This window comes from Pelagibacterium lentulum (assembly GCF_003992625.1).
Lineage (GTDB): Bacteria > Pseudomonadota > Alphaproteobacteria > Rhizobiales > Devosiaceae > Pelagibacterium > Pelagibacterium lentulum.
Genome location: NZ_RZMW01000041.1, coordinates 143348 through 164363, shown reverse-complemented (window position 1 = coordinate 164363; position 21016 = coordinate 143348). Strand labels below are relative to the sequence as shown.

General features: G+C 60.2%; 17 protein-coding genes. 9 read left to right on the top strand and 8 right to left on the bottom strand.

What is annotated here, in order from left to right; genetic code table 11:
- Nucleotides 1–2: 2 nt before the first annotated feature.
- The 4 genes from EO133_RS14430 to EO133_RS14415 all read right to left on the bottom strand — a co-directional run bounded on the left by EO133_RS14430 (nucleotide 3) and on the right by EO133_RS14415 (nucleotide 5340).
- Nucleotides 3–806 carry an ATP-binding cassette domain-containing protein gene (locus EO133_RS14430; RefSeq protein WP_127073348.1) on the bottom strand — a complete coding sequence of 268 codons (804 nt, stop codon included), beginning with the start codon at nucleotides 804–806 and terminating at the stop codon, nucleotides 3–5.
- A complete protein-coding gene (locus EO133_RS14425; protein ID WP_127073347.1) occupies nucleotides 803–2590 on the bottom strand; it encodes a dipeptide/oligopeptide/nickel ABC transporter permease/ATP-binding protein in 1788 nt (595 codons plus the stop codon). The genes EO133_RS14430 and EO133_RS14425 overlap by 4 nt, the downstream gene beginning before the upstream one ends.
- Entirely contained in the window at nucleotides 2587–3534 is a 948-nt protein-coding gene (locus EO133_RS14420) for an ABC transporter permease (RefSeq protein ID WP_127073346.1), read from the bottom strand. Before EO133_RS14420 ends, EO133_RS14425 begins: the two co-directional genes overlap by 4 nt.
- A 252-nt stretch (nucleotides 3535–3786) precedes the next feature.
- Entirely contained in the window at nucleotides 3787–5340 is a 1554-nt protein-coding gene (locus EO133_RS14415) for an ABC transporter substrate-binding protein (RefSeq protein ID WP_127073345.1), read from the bottom strand.
- 142 nt (nucleotides 5341–5482) lie between these two features.
- Here EO133_RS14415 and EO133_RS14410 point away from each other — a divergent pair, with 142 nt between their 5' ends.
- From EO133_RS14410 to EO133_RS14370, 9 genes are all read left to right on the top strand, one after another.
- A complete protein-coding gene (locus tag EO133_RS14410) occupies nucleotides 5483–6124 on the top strand; it encodes a DUF1028 domain-containing protein (protein WP_127073344.1) in 642 nt (213 codons plus the stop codon).
- Nucleotides 6125–6261: 137 nt separating this feature from the next.
- Nucleotides 6262–7563, top strand: a complete 1302-nt coding sequence (locus EO133_RS14405) for an amidohydrolase family protein (RefSeq protein WP_127073343.1) — start codon at nucleotides 6262–6264, stop codon at nucleotides 7561–7563.
- 99 nt (nucleotides 7564–7662) lie between these two features.
- On the top strand, nucleotides 7663–8658 hold the full coding sequence (locus EO133_RS14400) for a BMP family protein (RefSeq protein WP_127073342.1): 996 nt from the start codon (nucleotides 7663–7665) through the stop codon (nucleotides 8656–8658).
- A gap of 15 nt (nucleotides 8659–8673) precedes the next feature.
- Nucleotides 8674–10110, top strand: coding sequence for an amidase (locus EO133_RS14395; RefSeq protein WP_127073341.1), 1437 nt, complete (start codon nucleotides 8674–8676; stop codon nucleotides 10108–10110).
- Nucleotides 10107–11627: an ABC transporter ATP-binding protein gene (locus tag EO133_RS14390; RefSeq protein ID WP_127073340.1), complete on the top strand. Its 1521-nt coding sequence runs from the start codon at nucleotides 10107–10109 to the stop codon at nucleotides 11625–11627. The genes EO133_RS14395 and EO133_RS14390 overlap by 4 nt, the downstream gene beginning before the upstream one ends.
- Complete coding sequence (locus EO133_RS14385; protein WP_127073339.1) at nucleotides 11617–12669, top strand: ABC transporter permease; 1053 nt, start codon at nucleotides 11617–11619, stop codon at nucleotides 12667–12669. The genes EO133_RS14390 and EO133_RS14385 overlap by 11 nt, the downstream gene beginning before the upstream one ends.
- Complete coding sequence (locus EO133_RS14380) at nucleotides 12669–13607, top strand: ABC transporter permease (protein ID WP_371870900.1); 939 nt, start codon at nucleotides 12669–12671, stop codon at nucleotides 13605–13607. The genes EO133_RS14385 and EO133_RS14380 overlap by 1 nt, the downstream gene beginning before the upstream one ends.
- A gap of 77 nt (nucleotides 13608–13684) precedes the next feature.
- Nucleotides 13685–15868 carry an FdhF/YdeP family oxidoreductase gene (locus EO133_RS14375; protein ID WP_127073337.1) on the top strand — a complete coding sequence of 728 codons (2184 nt, stop codon included), beginning with the start codon at nucleotides 13685–13687 and terminating at the stop codon, nucleotides 15866–15868.
- A gap of 68 nt (nucleotides 15869–15936) precedes the next feature.
- Nucleotides 15937–16455, top strand: coding sequence for a shikimate kinase (locus tag EO133_RS14370; RefSeq protein ID WP_127073336.1), 519 nt, complete (start codon nucleotides 15937–15939; stop codon nucleotides 16453–16455).
- Here the strand turns inward: EO133_RS14370 and cbiB are convergent.
- From cbiB to cobA, 4 genes are read right to left on the bottom strand one after another with little or no spacing between them, the layout of a single operon-like run.
- Nucleotides 16420–17382 (bottom strand): adenosylcobinamide-phosphate synthase CbiB, encoded by a 963-nt coding sequence (gene cbiB, locus EO133_RS14365; RefSeq protein WP_127073335.1) that lies wholly within the window; start codon nucleotides 17380–17382, stop codon nucleotides 16420–16422. The two genes, EO133_RS14370 and cbiB, sit on opposite strands and share 36 nt — an antisense overlap.
- A complete protein-coding gene (locus tag EO133_RS14360) occupies nucleotides 17379–18854 on the bottom strand; it encodes a cobyric acid synthase (protein WP_127073334.1) in 1476 nt (491 codons plus the stop codon). The genes cbiB and EO133_RS14360 overlap by 4 nt, the downstream gene beginning before the upstream one ends.
- The gene (locus tag EO133_RS14355; protein WP_127073333.1) at nucleotides 18851–20158 is read right to left on the bottom strand and encodes a cobyrinic acid a,c-diamide synthase CobB; all 1308 of its coding nucleotides are present in this window, start codon (nucleotides 20156–20158) and stop codon (nucleotides 18851–18853) included. Before EO133_RS14355 ends, EO133_RS14360 begins: the two co-directional genes overlap by 4 nt.
- Nucleotides 20151–20999, bottom strand: a complete 849-nt coding sequence (cobA, locus tag EO133_RS14350) for a uroporphyrinogen-III C-methyltransferase (RefSeq protein WP_244640599.1) — start codon at nucleotides 20997–20999, stop codon at nucleotides 20151–20153. The genes EO133_RS14355 and cobA overlap by 8 nt, the downstream gene beginning before the upstream one ends.
- Between the last annotated feature and the right edge of the window lie 17 nt (nucleotides 21000–21016).

Genomic DNA, 21016 nt, shown 5'->3' with positions numbered 1-21016 from the left:
AGTCAACTTGCAGCGCTTTCCAGACGCGGGGCGCTTGCGATCAGCTCCCTTGTATAGTCGTGGGACGGGGAATGAAACAGCTTAGCTGCCGTATCGAGTTCCACCATTTCGCCCAGATACATGACGGCCACCCGATCCGAGACGGATTCCACCACGGCAAGGTCGTGGCTGATGAAAAGGTAGGAAAGATCGAATTCGCGCTTGAGATCGTCGAGCAGGAGCAGGACTTGCGCCTGCACCGACACATCGAGGGCCGAGACCGGTTCGTCCAGCACCATGATTTTTGCTTCAGCGGCGAGCGCGCGGGCAATGGCAATGCGCTGGGCCTGCCCGCCGGAAAATTCATGCGGGTAGCGTTCGAGCGTATCGGCGGGCATCTGGACCGCATCGAGCAATTCGCGCTTGCGCGCCTGGCGCTTTTCGCGCGGATATTCGCGCAACAGCTTGAGCGGGATATCGAGAATATCGTTTATGGTCTTGCGCGGATTGAGCGAGGCGACCGGATCCTGAAACACATATTGGACCATGCGGCCAAAAATGCGCGAGCCTTTCGCACGCAAGGCAGCGGCATCCTCGCCACCGATTTCCATGGTGCCCGAGGTGGGTGTTTCCAGTCCCACCAACATGCGCGCGATGGTCGATTTGCCCGACCCCGATTCCCCGACAATAGCGAGGGTTTCGTTTTGCTTGAGGTCAAAGGACACGCCCCGGACAGCATGGACTGCATGGGAGGTGCCGCCAAACAGCGTGCGCTTCCCGCCGAAGGTTTTGACAAGATCTTTTACGACAATGGCATTGGCGCTCATGGCTTTGCCTCCGCAAACAGGGGGCGGACGGTTTCAAGAAAGGCCTTGCCCTGACCAAGTTCCGGCACGCAGGCGATGAGCTTCTTGGTGTAGCTGTGCTGCGGATTTTTGAGCAGGGTTTTGGTTTCCCCGCTTTCAACGATCTCGCCGTCTTTCATCACGGCGACCTTGTCGCAGACCTGGGCCACCACACCGAAATCGTGGGTGATGAGCAAAAGTGCCAGCCCGCGCTCGCGGCGCAAATCCTGCAGCAGATCGAGGATTTTGGCCTGTACGGTGACATCGAGCGCGGTGGTGGGCTCGTCCGCGATGATAATGTCGGGATCGTTGGCGAGCGCCATTGCGATGCCGATGCGTTGGCGCTGCCCGCCGCTCATCTCATGGGGATAGGCCGAAACGCGCTCTTTGGCATCGCGGATGCCCACTTGCTCCATCAGTTCGATGGCGCGGGAGTGCGCCGCATCGCGTGAAAGCGGCTGATGGGCAAGAATCGCCTCTGCAATCTGATCGCCGACACGGAACAGCGGGTGCAGTGTTGTAAGCGGGTCCTGAAACACATAGGCAACTTTCGCGCCGCGCAACGCACGCAAGCCGTGTTCGGTTTTCGAGAGCACTTCCTCGCCATCGATATAGACCCCGCCATGGGTAATGACGCCAGGCGGCGAGGCGACAAGTCCCAGAAGTGACAGCGCAGTGACCGATTTGCCGGAACCGGACTCCCCGATCAGGCCCATGCACTCGCCTTTTTTGAGCGAGAACGAGACCTTGTTGACGGCCGGTATGGTGGCGCGGCCACGCTGGAAGCTGGTTTCCAACTGATCGACAACGAGAATGTCGGAGCTTTGCATGGTCTTGGGCGGGATCGTGTCGCGCTTGATATTGGTCACCGAGCGCGGGCGGGTGAGATCGCCGGCGCGCAGGCGCGGATCGAGTACGTCGCGCACACCATCGCCCAGAAGGTTGATACTCATCACCAGCGCAAAGATCATAAGCCCCGGAATGATCGAGACGTGGGGCGCATTAAACAGCAGACGGCGGCCTTCGCCCAGCATTGAGCCGAGATCGGCCTGTGGCGGCTGCGCGCCAAGCCCGAGAAAGGAAAGCCCGGCGGTTTCCAAAATCATCCAGCCAACGGTTGTCGACATGGTGATGACGATGACCGGGGCGACATTGGGCAGCACTTCGGTAAAGAGAATGGCCGTATGGCTCTTGCCCGAAAGCCGGGCTGCATCGACGAATTCGCGATTGGCAAGACCAACCGTCACCCCGCGCACGTTACGGGCAAAGAACGGGATGTTGACAACGGCAATGGCGTAAAGCGCATTGATGAGGCTGGGGCCTAGCACCGCAACGATGGCCAGCGCCAAAAGGATATAGGGGAAGGCCATCAGCATATCGATGCCGCGCATCAAAAGGTTGTCGACGCGCCCGCGCGCATAGCCTGCAACCAGCCCGATCAGCGAACCGACAAGCGCCGCAATGGCGGTGGCGGAAAGCCCGACCGCAATTGAAACGCGCGTGCCCCAGATCAGCCGCGCCAGAATATCGCGGCCAAGGTGATCTGTGCCCAGCCAATGGCCGTCGGAAAAAACCGGCTGGAGGCGGTTGGGCGGATTGGTCGCGTTGGGGTTGGGGATCGGCAGGAGCGGCGCCAATATGGCCAAAAGGCAAATGATACCGAGGATAACCAGCCCCGCTGCGGCCAGCCTGTTGTTTAAAAGCAGCGCCCAGCTTGAAAGGCGTGCTGTGGAAACCTGCGGTTTCGTCGCGAGCGCTTCGGTCATGATTTCAGCCTCGGATCGAGAAGGGCCTGCGCCACGTCAGCGAGAAGATTGAGCAGGACATAAGAGACAGCCACGACCAGCACGCCACCCTGCACCAGCAGGATGTCGCGGGTGGAGATGGCATTGACCAGCATGGCGCCGATGCCCGGCCACTGGAACACGGTCTCGATATAGACCGCGCCGCCCATGACGAACCCGGCCTGGATGCCGATGACAGGAATGATCGAGACAAAGGCCGCCTTGAAGGCGTGCTTGTAGATGACCTTGCGCTCGGCAAGCCCCTTGGCCCGCGCGGTGCGTACGAAATCCTGCCGCAAGACTTCCAGCATGGCGGCGCGGGTGAGGCGTGCAATCACCCCGGTCGCGACAATGGCAAGGGTGATCGAGGGCAGCACGAGGTGGCGCAAAAGGTCGGGCAAATCGCCTCCACCATAAACCGAATACATGCCCGATGCGGGCAGGACGCGCCATTGCACCGCGAAAATGAGGATGAACAACAGTCCCAGCCAGAACGAGGGCGTGGAAATGCCGATCAGAACGAAAAAGGTGACGATGCGATCGGTCCAGCCGAACTGGCGGACAGCGGAAACCACACCGGCGAGAATGCCAAAGATCGAACACAGGACCAGCGAAGTCCCGGCTAGGATGAGCGTTGCCCCGAACCGGTCCATGATCTCATCGATCACCGGCCGGTTGAGAATGAACGAGCGCCCGAAATCGCCTTGCAGGAGATTGGTGATCCAGACGAAATATTGCTCGTAAAGCGGCCGGTCGAGGCCAAGGTCGCGGTTGATGCGCGCGACGTTTTCAGGCGTTGCATAGGAGCCGAGAATGGCAAGGGCCGGATCGCCAGGGATCAGGGCCATGATGGCAAAGACAATGATCGAAAGACCGATGATGACGGGTATGGCGGACAAAAGCCGCTTGATGATGTAACCGGTCATTATGTCCTCCTGCGCCGCCCTGCCTTCTGGATTCCGGGGATGAACCCCGGAATGACATTTGGCGTTGGTGCTGTCTCTCTACCGCACACACAAGCGCCTGCGTTCTGTGCCGCAGACCCCTCATCCGTCTCGGTCCTGCGGACCGATCCACCTTCTCCCTCAAGGGGAGAAGGGGAACAGTGCCAGATCTTTGCCGCTGTGTTCCCCCTCTCCTCTGGGTGAGGGAGGGGTGAAAACCAACAGCAATCGACCTCAGTTCTTCGTCACGCCCTTGAGCACCAGATTGAAGTCCGGCTGCAGGGCGAAGCCTTCGACATTGGATGTCGTGACTGCGTTCTGCTTCCAGTTGGCGACAAAAATCCAGGGCGCATCGTCATGGACGACCTGCTGGACGTCGCGATACAAAGCGGCGCGCGTTTCAGGGTCGGTATCCATACGGGCCTGATCGAGCATTTCGTCAACATCGATATTTGAGTAATAGCTCGAATTGAACCCTCCCGCGTCGGGCCATGCTGCGGTGCGCAGGGTGAGGAAAGGCAGGGTATCGGGGTCCGATGTCATCCATGCCATCTGGGCCATGTCGGCCTTGCCTTCCAGACCGGGATTCACATTGGCAAGGAAAGTGTTCCACTCGTAGGTTTCGATGGAAACGTCAAAGCCAACGGCGGCAAGATCGGCCTGAATGGCCGTGCCCATCGGAATGGGATCGAGCATGCCCGAGCCGCCTTCGGTGACATAGAAGGTGACGCTCAAATCGTCGATGCCAGCTTCTTGGAGAAGCTCGCGCGCACGATCGGGATCGTAAGGATAGGGCGCAACGTTTTCGTTATAGGCCCAGTTGAACGCGGGCGGGATCGGGCCGGCCGAGACATCGGCAGTGCCTTGAAGAACATCGTTGACAAGGCTTTCCTTGTTGACCGCGTAATTGGCAGCCTGGCGCACACGCACATCGGTGAACGGACCTTCGAGCATGTTGAGCATCACGTACCAGACATGCGGGCCAACCGCGTCATGCACGGTAAAGCCGGGATCGTCGCTAAACATGGCGACATTGTCGGGCGGAACCTCGACCATCACGTCGATGCCACCTGAAAGCATTTCGGCAACGCGGGTATTGGCGTCCGTGACAGGGCGGAAGACAACCGCTTCAACGCCAGCGGGTTCGCCCCAGTAATCGTCATTGCGTGAGACGACAACGCGGGTGTTGGACGCCCATTCCTCAAACCGGAAAGGGCCGGTTCCAACCGGGTTACGCCCGAAATCCTCGCCATGTTCGGCAACGGCTGCGGGCGAAACGATAACGCCCGACGTGCCCGCAAGATTGCTCATAAAGGGCGCGAAAGGCTGGCTGAGCGTGAATTCGACGGTGAATTCGTCAACAACGGTGGTTTCAGCAATATCGGCGAAAAAGAACGACAGCGGGAACGGACCGGTGTCGTAATAGGGATGATCTTCATCGAGCATGCGATCGAAGGTGAACTTGACCGCTTCTGCGTTGAACGGGGTGCCATCATGGAAGGTCACATCGTCACGCAGATTGAACGTATAAACCAGCCCGTCCTCAGAAATGGTCCAGTCTGTCGCCAGCGCAGGCTCGACTTCGAGCGTGCCTTCGGCAAAGCGGACGAGCCCTTCAAATACATTGATCAGAATACGGAAATCATTTGCGGCAGTGACTACATGCGGATCGAGCGATTGCGGTTCGGCAATCTGGCCAACGACAAGAACATTGGGTGGGGTCTGGGCGACGGCCGGCGATGCCGCCAACAGAACTGCGAGTGCTACCCCTCGTAGCAGAGTTTTCATAACAACCTCCTTTGACAGACGTGCCCCCCCCAAGTTGCGTGCAGGGGCAGCAATCCTGAATTTAATTTATCAGCATAAATAGACAGCGCAACATATTTATTAGTATAAATAGCACGCAAGAACGAGGAGCCAACCACCGCATATGACCTATTCGATTATCGCGAGAGACAAGATTAGTGGCGCGTTCGGCGTGGCAACGGCAACCGGTGGACCTGCGGTGGGCGCGCTGGTTCCTCATGCCCGCGCTGGGTTGGGCGCGTTGGCCACGCAAGGCTATACCAACCCATTTTACGCCTATGACGGGCTGGCGATGCTGGCGCAAGGCAAGGCAGCGCAAGCCATTGTGGATAGTTTGACTCAGGCCGATGCGGGGCGCGAAAAGCGGCAATTGATCGTTATTGACACTGAGGGACAATGCGCTGGCTGGACCGGCAAGGCGCTCAGCCCGAATGCAGGCATGATCCTGGGAGACGGCTTTGCCATTGCGGGTAATCTGCTGACCGCTGAAAATGTTCTGGCGGCAATGGAGGCCGGCTTTCTGGCGCGTCCAGCCGATGCGCTGGCCGACCGTATGATGGCGGCAATGCAATCGGGATTTCAGGCGGGCGGCGACAAGCGCGGTACGTTCTCCGCAGCGCTCAAGGTCGTGACCGACCAGCTTTATCCGGCAATCGATATTCGCATCGACCGCTCCGAAACCGCTATCGGCGATCTCACGCACCTTCTCGATGAGGTCCGCAACGGTGACTATGGCGACTTCGTCGCCGGGCTGCCAAGGCGTTAGGTCCTGACCCTAGGCGCACGCCGTCGCGTTGCGGCGCGATAGTGCTGAAAAGGCGCAGCTTTTTCATGGCTTGCTCTTGATTGGTTTAGGCCGGGCGCGCAAAGTGCCCGCAAAAATCAAGTACCGGTGCAGGGCTCATGTTCGATCTGATTATCCGCAATGCCAACCTTCCCGATGGAAGGATGGGCATCGATATTGGCGTGCGCGCGGGCGCGATTGCCGAAATCGCCCCGACGATTGCAGCTGAGGCGGGAGAGGAAATCGATGCGAGCGGGTGTCTTGTAAGTCCGCCCTTTGTCGATCCGCATTTCCATATGGATGCGACGCTTTCGCTGGGTCTGCCGCGCATGAATGTTTCGGGCACCTTGCTTGAAGGCATCGCGTTGTGGGGCGAGTTGCGGCCAACGCTGACGACAGAAGCGGTGGTTGAGCGGGCGCTGCGTTATTGCGATCTGGCGGTTTCTCAAGGCCTGCTGGCGATCCGAAGCCATGTCGATGTTTCCGATCCCGAACTGGTGACGGTTAAAGGGCTGCTGGAGGTCAAGGAAAAGGTGGCGTCCTATATCGACCTGCAACTGGTGGCCTTTCCGCAAGATGGCTATTACCGCGCGCCGGGCGCTGCCGAGGCGCTGGAGCGGGCGCTGGATATGGGCGTCGATGTCGTGGGCGGTATTCCCCATTTCGAGCGCACCATGGACGATGGCGCGCGCTCGACCGCGGCGCTGTGCCGGATCGCGGCCGAGCGCGGCCTGCCAGTCGATTTCCATTGCGATGAGACCGACGATCCAAATTCGCGCCATATCGAAACACTGGCTGCCGAAACCATACGGCACGGCTTGCAGGGCCGGGTTGCCGGATCGCACCTGACCTCCATGCATTCCATGGACAATTACTATGTATCCAAACTCATTCCGCTGATGGCCGAGGCGCAGATCAGCGCCATTCCCAACCCGCTCATCAACATCATGCTGCAAGGTCGGCACGACACATACCCGAAGCGGCGCGGCATGACGCGCGTGCCCGAATTGATGGCGGCGGGGATCACGGTCGGGTTCGGCCATGATTGCGTGATGGACCCCTGGTATTCGATGGGCTCTGGCGACATGCTCGAAGTGGCGCATATGGCGCTGCATGTTACCCAGATGGGCTCGATTGAAAACAAGCGCGCGCTGTTTGATGCGGTGACGGTCAATTCCGCAAAGATTTTGGGGCTTGAGGGCTATGGGCTGGAGAAGGGCTGCAATGCCGATTTCGTCATCCTGCAGGCACGCGACCCGCAAGAGGCCATAAGACTCAAGGCCAACCGGCTGTTTGTCATCAAGCGCGGCAAGGTGATTGCCGACACGGCGCCGCGCGTCGCACGGCTGCATCTTGAGGGGCGCCCGGAAATTGTGGATGGCGCTTCGTATGCACCTATTGCCCAAATTGACAATCAGTGACGCACAATTAGACAGGGCGGGCGCTTGACAAAGTTTTGTGCAAGGCGTCAGATAATTTTTAGACCATATGGTCAAAATTAAACAAGGGAACAGGGGAAAATGGCTTCACAGATCAAATTCACGCGCCGCGGTGTTCTCGCCTCCGGCCTCGCTTTGGGTGCATCGACGGCGTTGATGCCGCTGGCACGCGCGCAAGGCCCGATGCGCGTTGCCGGCATTCACGCCTCGCCGGTGGAAAACGCGTGGAACTCGGTGCTACATGACGGGCTCGTCGCTGCTGCCGAGGACGGACTGATCGAATATGTGTTCTCCGAAGGCGTATCGGGAACCGACTATGCGCGCGCCATGCGCGAATATGCCGATGCGGGTCATCAGTTGATCGTTGGTGAATCCTATGCAGTAGAGCGCGAAGCGCGCGAAGTTGCGGCGGACTATCCCGAAACCGCATTTCTGATGGGGTCGAGCGGGGAGCCTTCGGGTGACAATTTCGGCACGTTTGCCACATGGAACCATGAAGGCGCCTATCTGGCAGGTATGCTGGCAGGGCTGATGAGCGAAACCGGCGTTGTGGGTTCGGTCGGGGCGATCCCGATCCCGGAAGTCAATCTTTTGATCAATGCGTTTGCGGCGGGCGCTGCCGAAACCAACCCGGAGGTAAGGCATCTGGTTTCGTTTATTGGCACCTTCTTTGATCCCCCGCGTGCGCGTGAAGCCGGGCTGGCCCAGATCGATTCCGGCGCCGACATTTTGTTTGGCGAGCGGATCGGTACAGCCGATGCGGCGCAGGAGCGTGGTATTCTCTCGGTCGGTTCACTGATCGATTACTCGCCGCGCTATCCCGGCACGGTGTTTGCCAATGCCATGTGGTACTTCCGGCCCATGCTCGAAGCCGCTATTGCCGATGTTGCAGCAGGCAACCCCACCGGGCGCGATTACACGGGCGACAACCTGATGGTCGATGGCGGCAGCGACATTGTTTATGACGCAGATCTTGTACCCGCCGAGGCGGCAGAAGTGATGGAAGCGCGGCGCGCTGAAATCCTGTCCGGTGCTTTTGAAGTGCCGGTCAATCTCGAAGAGCCCGTTGCAAGCTAAGCCCGTTCCGGCTTGATGGCTGCACATTATAAAGATGGCAATAAGGCGGATGCGGTGGCGCTTGGCGGCGCCATCGCATCACGCCGTATTTCAGCGCGCAAGGCCATGCAAGCGGCAATCGCAATGGCAGAGGCCAATACGCATTTGGGCGCGCTTGCGGTGTTCGATCCCGAACTGGGCCTGGCGCAGGCAGAAGCCATGGACGCGGCGATGGCTGCCGATCCGATAGGGTTCCGAACCCGGCCTTTTGCGGGACTGCCGACCCTGGCGAAAGATCTCGGTGGCCCGTTTAAAGGCATACCCCTGCGGCTTGGATCGGAACGGTTTCGCGACAAAACCAAAAGCGATGCCGATTCGGATTTGGCAGAGCGATTTCGTGCAGCGGGGTTTTGCCTGTTCGGCAGCACGAGCGCTCCTGAATTCGGGCTGTCGCTTTCCACCGAACCGCTGGGCATGCCGCCATGCCGTAACCCTCTTGCGACGGACCGGATTGCCGGTGGTTCCTCGGGCGGGGCGGCAGCGGCGGTGGCAAGCGGCATTGTCGCGATTGCGCACGCAACCGATGCGGGCGGCTCGATCCGCGTGCCTGCGGCCTGTTGCGGGCTGATTGGGCTAAAGCCGAGCCGGGGCGCCATGCCCGGCGGGCCGGGCTTTGCCAATAACCTTGGCGGGGTCGCCAGCGAATTTGTGATTGCGCGTTCGATCCGCGATGCGGGTGTGGCTTTCAACCAATTGGCAGGCCAACCCAAAGGCCCATATCCCGAACCCCATTTTGCCGAGGCCAATCAAGGCCGATACCGTATCGGCGTGCTGGAAGATTTCGGCAACGCGTTTGCGTTGGACGATACGCGCGGTGCGACGATTGCCGAGGCGGCACGCGCGCTTCAAGACAGCGGGCACAGCATCGAGGTGCTGGGCTGGGGCGAGATTGAAGAGGCGGCGCTTGCTAGCAGCATGACGTTTAAGGCGATCATAGCGGCCAATCTCGCCAGCCTTTTTGAAGGCGACGTGGCGCTTAACCGGCTTGAGCCCATGACAAAGGCGGCCATTGCCTATGGGCGCGGACTTTCGGGGGCAACGCTGTGGCGCGCAATGGAAAAAATCGCGACCGTCAGCCATGCGCTCTGGCGCCTTTTTGATCGCTTTGACCTGATCCTTGCACCGATGCTGAGTTCCGCTCCGCCCCTGTTGGGCCACTTCCCCACCGATCACGACGACTATGAAGGCCATATCGCCAAAATGAGTGCATTTGCTCCGCTGGCGACGCTTGCCAATGTGGCGGGCGCACCGGCGCTGACCCTGCCTTTTGGTCAAGACGAGGACGGCTTGCCGGTGCCGCTGCAGATTTTTGCGCCCATGGGGTGCGAGGCGTTGCTGATCGCCATTGGTAGCCAGCTCGAAGCGCAGGGGCGCTGGAGCCACACATTTCCGATTGCAGGATTGCCGCAATGACCCAAACGCCAGTTCTGGAATTGATCGGCATATCCAAGCGCTTCGGCGATACCCAGGCCAATGACGATATTTCCATTTCGCTCGATAAGGGCGAAGTGGTTGCATTGCTTGGGGAGAATGGTGCGGGCAAGACCACCCTGATGAGCATTCTGTTCGGGCACTATACGCCCGATAGCGGCGTGGTGAAGGTGGCGGGCGTTGAGTTGCCGCAGGGCAAACCCCGCGCCGCAATCAATGCAGGGGTGGGCATGGTGCATCAACACTTCTCGCTTTCGGCCAATCTGACCGTGCTCGAAAATGTGATGACCGGCACCGAGCGCCTGTTTCGCCTTGGCTCCAATACGCGCGCCGGACGGAAAAAGCTGATGGAGATTTCCGAGCGTTTCGGGCTCAAGGTCGATCCCGATGCGCGGGTGGGCGACCTTTCGGTGGGCGAGCAGCAGCGCGTGGAAATCCTAAAGGCGCTTTATAACGATGCGCAGATCCTGATTCTGGATGAGCCGACCGCCGTTCTGACCAATATCGAAGCCGAAAAGCTCTATGCCACCCTGCGTGAAATGGCGGCCAAGGGCCTTTCGCTGATTTTTATCTCCCACAAGCTCCATGAAGTTCTGGCCGCTGCCGACCGGGTTGTCGTCCTGCGCGGCGGCAAGGCCGTCGCCGAGCGCAAGGCCAAGGACACCGACCGGGCCGAATTGGCCGAACTGATGGTCGGGCGCCGCGTCGCGCGCCCGGTGCGCGAAGCCTCGACACCGGGCGCGGTGGTGCTTTCAGCGCGCGGGGTGAGCGTAGGCACCAAACTGACCGATCTCGATTTTGAGCTGCGGGCAGGCGAAATGCTGGGCATTATCGGGGTGTCGGGCAATGGCCAGACAACGCTGGCGCACCTCGTTTCGGGTCTTGTTGCGCCCGATGACGGCACGTTTGAGGTTTTTGGCGAGCCGGTGACGCGGGCCAGCGTCACCGCGATGATTGAAAAGGGCGTGGGACGCATCCCCGAAGATCGCAACGCCGAGGGCGCTATCGGGGATATGACGATCTGGGAAAATGCCGTGCTCGAAAGGGTGTTTTCATCCCGGTTCAGCAAGGCCGGGCTTGTCGACCGGCAGGCGGCGCGGACTTTTTCAAGCCAGCTTGTCGAGCGGTTCGACGTGCGTGGGGGCGACCCGGACAAGCGCATAAGGCTGCTCTCGGGCGGCAATATGCAAAAGCTGATCCTTGGCCGCAACCTGATGGACGACCCGAAAATCCTGATCGCGGCCCAGCCCACGCGCGGGCTCGATGAGGGCGCAATCGCTGCCGTTCACGCAAGAATATTACAGGCACGCAAAGCGGGGGCCGCGGTTTTGCTGATTTCCGAAGATCTCGATGAAGTCATATCGCTGGCCGACCGCATTCAGGCCATTGCCGGGGGGCGATTGTCACCCCCGGTTGATGCCGATAAGGCCGATCCGCGGCAATTGGGGTTGATGATGGCGGGCGACTGGGACGATGTGGAGCCGGCCCATGCGCATTGAACGTCGCCCACACCGTCCGCTGTCTCTGATAGTCCTCTCGCCAATCATCGCCATTGCGGCGGCGTTGGCGGTTTCCGGCGGGCTGATCGCCATTGCCGGTGCCAACCCGTTTGTGGCCTATGGCCTGATCCTGCGTGGGGCGTTCGGTTCGATCCTCGGCTTTACCGAAATGCTGACCCGCGCAACCCCGCTGATCCTGACCGGGCTGGCCGCTGCCGTCGCCTTTCGTGCCAAGGTCTGGAATATCGGCGGCGAGGGACAGTTTTATATCGGCGCGATTGCGGTGGCTGCCTTTGCGTCGGGAAGCTGGATTGCCGGATGGCCGCCGGTCCTCGTTATTCCAATGGCGATGGCTGCCGGAGCAATTGCCGGGATGGCAATGCTATTGGTGCCGCTGGGCTTGCGGCTCAAGTTCGGGGTCGATGAAGTTGTGACAAGCCTGCTGCTCAACTTCGTGGCGCTGCTGTTCGTCTCGATGATGATCGAGGGCCCGCTGCGCGATCCTTTGGCGTTTGGCTGGCCCAGTTCCGTGCCGGTCGTCGATGCGGCGACATTGCCCAAACTGATCGAGCGGACGCGGGTGCATATCGGGTTGATTGTGGCAATCGGGTTGGCCTTTGCGATTTATTTCATCCAGGCGCGGACCGTCTTCGGCCTGCAATCGCGCGCCGCGGGGCTGAATGCTCCGGCAGCCCGGTTTGCCGGAGTGCCCTGGGTGAGAACGCTTGTGATCGTCGCCTGCATGTCGGGCGGGCTGGCCGGTCTGGCCGGAGCGATTGAGGTGATGGGCGTGCGCGGCTATGTGGCGAGCGACCTTTCACCTGGCTATGGCTATTCGGGCATTATCGTTGCCATGCTGGCCAATCTTCACCCCATAGGGGTGATCGCCGCGGCGCTTTTTGCGGCCATCATGTTCGTGGGGTCCGATTCCATGAGCCGCGCGCTGGGCATTCCGAGCTATATTGCTGACGTAACGGTCGCGCTTTCGCTTTTGACCATGCTGGTCTCGCTGTTTTTCACCCAGTACAGGATCGTGCGCTGATGGACGTCATTGAGATTTTCGCTTCAGCCGGACTTTGGGGTGCGGTGCTGCGCATTGCGACGCCGTTGATTTTCGGCACTTTGGGCGCGCTGCTCTGCGAGCGGTCCGGTGTGCTCAATCTCGGGATCGAAGGCATCATGACCTTTGGCGCAATGATCGGCTGGCTGACGGTTTATTCGGGCGGCGACCTGTGGACCGGCATCATGGCGGCCGCCTTTTTCGGGGCGCTTTTCGGTTTGTTGCATGCTGTGCTGACGGTGCCGTTGGGATTGTCCCAGCATGTGACCGGACTTGGCATTACGCTTTTTGCGTCTTCGCTCTCCTATTATATTTTCCGCCTGTCCGTGCCGCTGGCCTCGTCCCCGCCGACGATCACGCCCTTCCAGCCGATCTTTATTCCCGGCCTTTCCGATTTGCCGTTTTTCGGCCCTGCACTGTTCAGCCAGACAGCGCCGACCTATCTGGGCATCGCATTGGCGCTGGGGCTGGCCTATGTGATTTTCAGAACCCCGCTGGGGCTTGCGATCCGCATGACGGGAGAAAATCCGCATGGGGCCGAAGCCCAAGGGGTGAACCCGATTGCGGTGCGGATTGGAGCGGTGATGGCGGGCAGCGCGTTGATGGGCGTGGGCGGCGCGTTTTTGACGCTTTCGGCCTTTAACAGCTTTTTCCCCACCATGGTGCAGGGGCGCGGCTGGGTTTGTATCGCACTGGTAGTCTTTGCATCCTGGCGGCCCGGGCGGGCGCTTTTGGGCGCGCTACTGTTTGCCTTTTTCGACGCTTTCCAATTGCGGCTGCAAAACGTGATCGGGGCCATTCCCTATCAGATCTTCCTGATGTTCCCTTACCTGCTGTCAATCGCCGCCCTTGTGGTGATGGCACGGCGCGCGCGCGTGCCGCAGGCCCTGATGCAGCCCTATCGGCGTGGCGAGCGGTAAATTGTTTGTCTCCGTGATCGATTTGTGTGCGCCGCTTGGCTAAGATAGCGGCAACCAGCAGGATGGATCGCAAAGTCATGGCTGCAGAGCACAAAACGATCGGCGGAGGGGCGAAAAAGGTCCTTTATACGCTCGCGACGGTAGGCCGTATGGGGGTGGGTAAAGCCGCCAAGGCGCTGACGGCCAAAAATGCCTGCAAGGCCTGCGCCTATGGCATGGGCGGGCAGATGGGCGGCATGACCAACGAACTCGGTGAATTTCCCTCGGTCTGCAACAAGAGCGTGCAGGCGCAATCGACCGACATTCAGCCTGCCATCCCGCACGAGATTTTCACGCACCCACTGACTGAGCTCAAAGCGTTGACCGGGCGCGAAATGGAGTATCTGGGGCGGCTGGGCGATCCCATTTACAAGGCCAAGGGTGAAGACCACTACCGGGTTGTCGATTGGGACTGGGCGCTCGACCATGCGGCGAGCCGCCTGTCCGCGACAACACCGGACCGGAGTTTTTTCTATTCCTCGGGGCGTTCGTCCAATGAGGCGGGGTTTATCTTCCAGCTTCTCGCGCGCGTCTGGGGCACCAACAATGTCAACAATTGCTCCTATTTCTGCCATCAGGCAACGAGCGAAGGGTTGGCCACGACCATCGGCAAGGGCACTGCAACGGTCGAGTTGGCCGACCTTAAAGGCACGGACCTGATTTTCGTGATCGGAGCCAACCCGTCCTCGAACCACCCGCGCTTTATCCATATGCTCAAACACTGCCGCGACCGGGGCGGGGACGTGATTGTCATCAATCCGGCCAAAGAACCGGGGCTGGTGAAATTTGCCGTGCCGAAATCGCCCTCCTCCATGCTCAAGGGCGGCGATGAGATCGCATCGGATTACCTTCAACCAAGGATCGGCTCGGACATTACGGTGTTCAAGGCCATCGCCAAGGCGGTGCTGGCTATGGGCGCCGAGGATGCCGCCTTCGTTGCCGGTTCGACGCATGGCTATGAAGATTACAAGGCCGGTCTGGACGCGTTGGGCTGGGATGAAATCGAAACTGTGACGGGCCTTTCGCAGAGCGAGATTACCCGCGTTGCCAAACGCTATGCGGGTGCGAAAAACGCTGTCTTTGCCTGGGGCATGGGCATGACCCACCACGTCCACGGCGTTGAAAATGTGGAATCGATTGCCAATCTGGCGCTGCTGCGCGGCATGATCGGGCGCCAATATGCAGGGCTCTTGCCTCTGCGGGGCCATTCCAACGTGCAGGGCATTGGCACCATCGGGGTCAAGCCGCTGGTGGCCGAGGATGTCTTTGCCAAAATGGAGGAGGCCTTTTCGATCACGCTCTCGCGGCAAAAGGGCTTTGACACGATGGCAAGCCTTGACGCGGCCCATTGCGGCGACATCGATGCGGCGGTGATCATGGGCGGCAATCTTTACGGCGCGTCACCCGATACCGCTTGGGCACGCACGGCGCTGGACCGGATCGGGTTCAAGCTGTTTTTGACCACAACGCTCAATCTGGGCCACGTCAACGGCCATGACGAGAGCGAAAGCCTGATCCTGCCGGTGACGGCGCGCGACGAGGAATGGGAGCCGACCACCCAGGAATCGATGTTCAATTTCGTGCGTCTTTCCGATGGCGGCATCGACCGGCTGGCCAATGTGCGGCCCGAAAGCGTGATCCTGTGCGATCTGGCCGCCCGGCTGATGCCCGATTGCGCTATCGATTTTTCGGCGTTCAAGAAGCATAAAGCCGTGCGCGAGGCGATTGCCAAAATCGTGCCGGGTCTGGAAGACCTCAAGGATATCGATGTCGCCAAGCGCGAATTCCATATTCGCAACCGGGTGATGCACACGCCCCAATTCGGCACTGCCGACGGCAAGGCGCATTTTGTGTCAGTCGCCGAACCCCGGCGCACGCCGACGCTCAATGGCAGAAAACCGCTGACGCTGGCGACCATCCGATCCGAAGGGCAATTCAATACGATTGTTTACGAGGACAAGGACAGCTACCGCAAATCCGCGCCGCGCTGGAGCGTCTTGCTCAACGGTCGGGATATGGACGAGATGGGCGTTGCCGAAGGCGATCTTATCGACATTGCATCGGCCAATGGCCGGATGAAGCAGCTTACAGCGCTGTCCTTCGATATTCCCCCCGGCTCGGCGCTGGCCTATTACCCGGAAGCCAATGTGCTGGTGGGCACCGAGATCGACCCGCGCTCGAAAACCCCGGCCTTCAAATCGGTGCCGGTCTGGATTGAGTAGCGTCAGGCGTTTCCGTAAGCACGTTGCAAGCCATCATTGCCTGATATGAGGTTCGGGAAGTCAGCCATATGCAAATGCAAAAATCTGTTTTGTTTTTCGAGGGACCTGTCGGCGTGGGCAAGACCAGCCTTGGGCGCGAAGTGGCATCGCGGCTGGGATTCAGATTTATCGATGGCGATGATTACGCGACCAGAGGAAATTGGCTGCGCTCGATCCTTACGACCAGTCACCGTATCGTTGATGCCTGCCAGGAGCAGCTTACAAACCATCCTGCCGTGATTGTTGCCTATCCGCTGCGATGCACAAACTGGGTATTTTATCGCGAAACGTTCAAGCGGCGTGACATATCGTTCCACTGCATCGGCCTGACCGCCGATGTTGCCCATATCGCCAAGCGGGAGCGCAATCTATCCGAAGACGAGATTGCGCGCAGTGCGGAGATGATTGCCCAAGGCTATGGACAGCGCCCCTTCAGCGATCTGACGCTGCGCACCGACGAAAGTGATTTCGAGGATACCTGCAACCGCTTGATGCGTGCAGTGCAAAGCGTGCTAAAGCGCGAAAAAAATCGCGGCGAGGCCGGTTGAAAGAATAAGCACCCACAAAAGCCGCTGATAGAGGTTAAGAGCGCGGCCGATGTCGGTGGCGCCAAGGTCGCGGCGGCCGTCGCCCATTTGCGGCAGGTCGAGAAATTGTCCCTGATAGCTGCGTGGGCCGCCGAGCCCGAAATCGAGCGCGCCTGCCATTGCCGCTTCTGGCCAGCCTGCATTGGGTGAAGCATGTTTTTTTGCATCGCGTGTGGCGGTGGCCCATGCTTTTGAAGCGGACGCCCCGGACACGACCAGGGCGCTAGCGGCAAACAGGATGGCGGTGAGCCTTGCGGGGATGAAATTGGCGATGTCATCGACTTTGGCGGCGGCCCAGCCATAGGCGAGATAGCGCTCGCTGCGGTGGCCGATCATGGAATCTGCGGTGTTGATTGCTTTATAGAGCGCAATGCCGGGCAGGCCGAAAATGACGAGATACAAGAGGGGCGCGACGACACCATCCGAGGTGTTCTCTGCCAGGGTTTCGATGGCGGCGCGGGCGATTTCGGGTTCATCGAGGGCGGATGTATCGCGGCCAACGATATGGGAAACCGCTTCTTGGGCATTTTCGATGGGGCCGTCCTCAAGCGCGGTCTGGACCTTGGCAACGGCGTCGCCCAACCCCTTTTGCGCAAGAAAGCTTGAAGCGAGCACCGCTTCGATAAGCCAGCCAAAGGGCAGGCTGCGCAAAGCGAGGCTGATGGGGACTGTGATCGCAAAGACCAGAACAAGGAGTGTTGCAAGGCAGAGCGCCCCATATTCCCTGCGCTTCTCGAAAGGGGCAGACGCCGTGTTGAACCGCTTTTCAAGCATGCCGATAAGCTTGCCGATCCAACTGACGGGGTGTCCAATGACCTTGAAGAGAGTGTCGGGATAGCCAAGAAGGCGTTCAACAAGCAGGGCTAAAAAGGCAATGAGCAGGTTCATGGCAGGGGCCGGGGTTCACGCGCGAGATTGAGCAAAAGATCGAGGTCGATATGGGCTTCGATATGCGCGGCAAGATCATCCAGGGTCCGGTCGATCTGCGCGTCGAAATCGAGCAATGGATCGGTCGCAACATCGAGCCGTTGCAAAAAGGCGCGGCGGAAATCGTCGGCAGCAAAAAGTCCGTGCAAATAGGTGCCGATGATGCGGCCATTGGCACTGATCGCGCCGTCGGGTGCGGCCTTGACATGGGAAAACGGCCGCGCACAATCGGGCCCAGAGGTCGTGCCCATATGCATATGATAGCCCGTTAACGGCAGGTCAAAAAGCGTCGAGCGGGCGTTTTCAACGCGCAATTGCTTTGTATGGTCCATGCGGGTTTCGATATCGAGATGGGCAAGACCCGGTGAGCGACCGGGTGCGCCTTCGGTGCCGTCGGGATCGTCGATGGACTGGCCGAGCATCTGATAGCCGCCGCAAATGCCCAGCACATGGCCGCCCGCGCGGATATGGGCAGCAAGATCGATGTCCCAGCCTTGCTGGCGGAAGAATTCGAGGTCGGCCCGCGTGGCTTTTGAGCCAGGCAGGATAACGAGCTTTGCATCGCGCGGCAGGGGCCTGCCGGGTTCGACAATCACCAGCCGGACGCCCGGTTCGGCCTTGAGCGGGTCTAGGTCGTCGAAATTAGCAATACGGGCCAGGCGCGGCACGGCAATGATTGTTTCGCCCTGCGATGCGGTCGGGCTATCGAGCGCCAGAATGTCCTCGGCGGGCAGGAGATGTGCATCCGCGAAATGCGGTAGCGGCCCCAGGCAGGGGCGGCCGGTCTGGGCCTCGATGATGGCCTTGCCGTTATCGAACAGGGTCGGGTCGCCGTGGAATTTGTTGATCAGCGTGGCTGCGATCAGTTCGGCATCGGTTGGCTCGATAATGGCAAAGGTGCCGATGATCGAGGCGATGACGCCGCCCCGATGAATGTCGCCGACAAGGATCACCGGTGTATCGGTGGCGCGGGCAAAGCCGAAATTGGCGAGATCGCCAGCCCGCAGATTAACCTCCGATGCACTGCCCGCGCCTTCAACGATCACAAGGTCATTGGCTTGGGCAAGCCCGTCAAAACTTTCCAGAATGGCCGGCAAAAACTGGCTGCGCGCCTTGAAATAATCGCGCGCACTCATCGAGCCGATGCGCCTGCCATTGACGATGATCTGCGATCCGGTTTCCCGCTCGGGCTTTAACAGCACAGGGTTCATGGCGGTTGTCGGCGCCTTGCGGGCAGCGCGGGCCTGGAGCGCTTGCGCGCGCCCGATCTCGCCGCCATCGACGGTAACGGCAGCGTTGTTGGACATGTTCTGCGGCTTGAACGGCGCGACCCCTAACCCGCGATTGGCAAAGGCGCGGCAAAGCCCGGCAACCACGAGCGATTTGCCGACATCGGACCCGGTGCCCATGACCATGAGTGCGCGGGCCGTCATGCGCGTTCATCCGCGCCGATAACATGGGCGTATGAGCCCATGACATTGCCCGACTGTATGCCCATCGGCGGCAGGGGTTGGCCCTGCGCATCTTTTGCCGCAAAGAGGGAAGCGACGCCGTTTTCAAAATGCGCCGATGAATAATGAAATTCGTGGCCGAGCAGCGCGCCTGGCCACGGCAGGGGCGATTTATGACCGAGTGCCCGATAGCCGAGAACGCGTTTGGGGCGGTCGATAGCGGTTGTGACCGGCAAGAGGCCCGTCATGCGATGTTGGGTGCCCGATTTATCGATCAGAGTTTCGCCTAAAACCATGAAGCCGCCGCACTCGCCATAGATCAACGCGCCGCGTTTTTTGGCGGCAATCAGCCCGGATTTGAAGGCTTTCGCGTTGGCGATTGCCGCGCCATGCAGTTCGGGATAACCGCCGGGCAGGAAGATGGCATCGGCGCGCGCGGCGGGGGCTTCATCGGCGAGTGGAGAGAAAAACGACAGCGTGGCTCCGGCCCGTTTCCAGCCTTCGAGGAGGTGCGGATACAAAAACGCAAAGGCGGCATCGCGCGCAATCGCGATGTGCTGGCCAAGCGGTGGCAGGTCCGATTGCAAGGATGCAGGGGCAACCGGGGCAAGCAGGGTCTCGAGATGAGCGAAATCGATATGGGTTCGGGCAATGTCGCTGGCGCGGGACAAAAAGGCGTCGAAACCTTCGATTTCGCCTGCAAGCACCAGCCCCAGATGCCGTTCGGGCAGGGCGAGATGCTCGTGGCGCGGGATTGCGCCAAGGCAGGCAATGCCGGTCTGTGCAACCGCATCGCGCAGCATGGCTTCGTGCCTGGGCGATGCAACGCTGTTGAGAATGACGCCAGCGATTGAGACATCCTCGCGCCAATGGGCAAAGCCGGAAATGAGCGCGCCGATGGATTGGGCCTGCCGGTCGCAATCGACAACGAGGATGACGGGCAGATCGAGGATCGCGGCAAGATCGGCGGTGGACCCCGTGCCGGAAGCCGAGGCATCGAAAAGCCCCATCACGCCTTCGATGAGAAGAATATCACGTTGTTCGCAATGGGATGACGCCGCACCCCTGAGACAGGCTGCTGTCATGGCCCATGGGTCGAAATTTATGGCCGGATGCCCGGCGGCGCGGGCGAGAAATCCGGGGTCGATATAATCGGGGCCGGTCTTGGCAGGAGCGATTTTGTGCCCCCGGCTGGACAGAACATTGGCAAGCGCCAGCGTGATCGATGTCTTGCCCGAGCCCGAGCGTGGCGCCGCAATGACGATCCCGCGTGCGCGCTCAGACAAGCGAGGTCCCTCCCGTGTCGGGGCGATACCAATCGAGCACGGCGCGATATGCGCTGACCGGTCCGACGACCACGATGGCGGGGGTGGGCAATTGGGTTTCCTGCGCCAGCGACCCGATGGCCCCAAGCGTGGTTTCGATCACCTCCTGATCGGACCGCGTGGCATTAGCGACAATGGCAAGAGCATCGCCGGGGTCGCGTCCGGCTTCGACAAGCTTCTGCGCGATAGAGGCCAGATGCTTGACCGCCATATACATGACGATAACCGGAGCGGCAGTGGCGACAGAATTCCAGTCCACCGATTGCGGGACCGCGCCGGTATCGTCATGGCCGGTAAGGAAAATAACGGCGTGGTTGGTGTCGCGATGGGTCACGGGAATGCCCGCATAGGCCAGCCCGCCAATCCCCGAAGTGATGCCCGGCACGATGCGAAAGGGAACACCAGCGCGGGCAAGGGTTTCGCTTTCCTCGCCGCCGCGCCCGAACATGAAGGGATCGCCGCCTTTAAGGCGCAGCACTTTCTTGCCCGCCTTGGCTTCGGCAATGAGTTTTAGGGAAATATCGGCCTGTTTTGGCGACGGCTTGCCACCACGCTTGCCGGCGAAAAACTGCTCCGCTTGCGGGTTGGCCAAGGCCAGAAGATCGGGGCTGACCAGCGCGTCATAAACGATGATGTCAGCCTGCCCGAGCGCATGATAGCCCAGAAGCGAAATCAGGCCTGGATCGCCGGGGCCAGCGCCGACGAGCCAGACCGAACCGGGCGCAAAGGCCGGAAAGCGCGCCTTATCGAGCCGGGCAAAATGCCCTGCATCTTTTTGCGCCTCTTTGGCTTCCGCTTCCACGCGATTCTCCTGCACGT

Excerpts from the sequence above, each read along its gene's own strand:
- EO133_RS14370 (WP_127073336.1), top strand. The coding sequence starts at position 15,937 with ATGCAAATGCAAAAATCTGTTTTGTTTTTCGAGGGACCTGTCGGCGTG.
- EO133_RS14410 (WP_127073344.1), top strand. The coding sequence starts at position 5,483 with ATGACCTATTCGATTATCGCGAGAGACAAGATTAGTGGCGCGTTCGGC.
- EO133_RS14380 (WP_371870900.1), top strand. The coding sequence starts at position 12,669 with ATGGACGTCATTGAGATTTTCGCTTCAGCCGGACTTTGGGGTGCGGTG.
- EO133_RS14415 (WP_127073345.1), bottom strand. The coding sequence starts at position 5,340 with ATGAAAACTCTGCTACGAGGGGTAGCACTCGCAGTTCTGTTGGCGGCA.
- EO133_RS14400 (WP_127073342.1), top strand. The coding sequence starts at position 7,663 with ATGGCTTCACAGATCAAATTCACGCGCCGCGGTGTTCTCGCCTCCGGC.
- EO133_RS14420 (WP_127073346.1), bottom strand. The coding sequence starts at position 3,534 with ATGACCGGTTACATCATCAAGCGGCTTTTGTCCGCCATACCCGTCATC.
- EO133_RS14390 (WP_127073340.1), top strand. The coding sequence starts at position 10,107 with ATGACCCAAACGCCAGTTCTGGAATTGATCGGCATATCCAAGCGCTTC.
- EO133_RS14395 (WP_127073341.1), top strand. The coding sequence starts at position 8,674 with ATGGCTGCACATTATAAAGATGGCAATAAGGCGGATGCGGTGGCGCTT.
- EO133_RS14375 (WP_127073337.1), top strand. The coding sequence starts at position 13,685 with ATGGCTGCAGAGCACAAAACGATCGGCGGAGGGGCGAAAAAGGTCCTT.
- EO133_RS14385 (WP_127073339.1), top strand. The coding sequence starts at position 11,617 with ATGCGCATTGAACGTCGCCCACACCGTCCGCTGTCTCTGATAGTCCTC.
- EO133_RS14405 (WP_127073343.1), top strand. The coding sequence starts at position 6,262 with ATGTTCGATCTGATTATCCGCAATGCCAACCTTCCCGATGGAAGGATG.
- EO133_RS14430 (WP_127073348.1), bottom strand. The coding sequence starts at position 806 with ATGAGCGCCAATGCCATTGTCGTAAAAGATCTTGTCAAAACCTTCGGC.
- EO133_RS14425 (WP_127073347.1), bottom strand. The coding sequence starts at position 2,590 with ATGACCGAAGCGCTCGCGACGAAACCGCAGGTTTCCACAGCACGCCTT.
- EO133_RS14360 (WP_127073334.1), bottom strand. The coding sequence starts at position 18,854 with ATGACGGCCCGCGCACTCATGGTCATGGGCACCGGGTCCGATGTCGGC.
- cbiB (WP_127073335.1), bottom strand. The coding sequence starts at position 17,382 with ATGAACCTGCTCATTGCCTTTTTAGCCCTGCTTGTTGAACGCCTTCTT.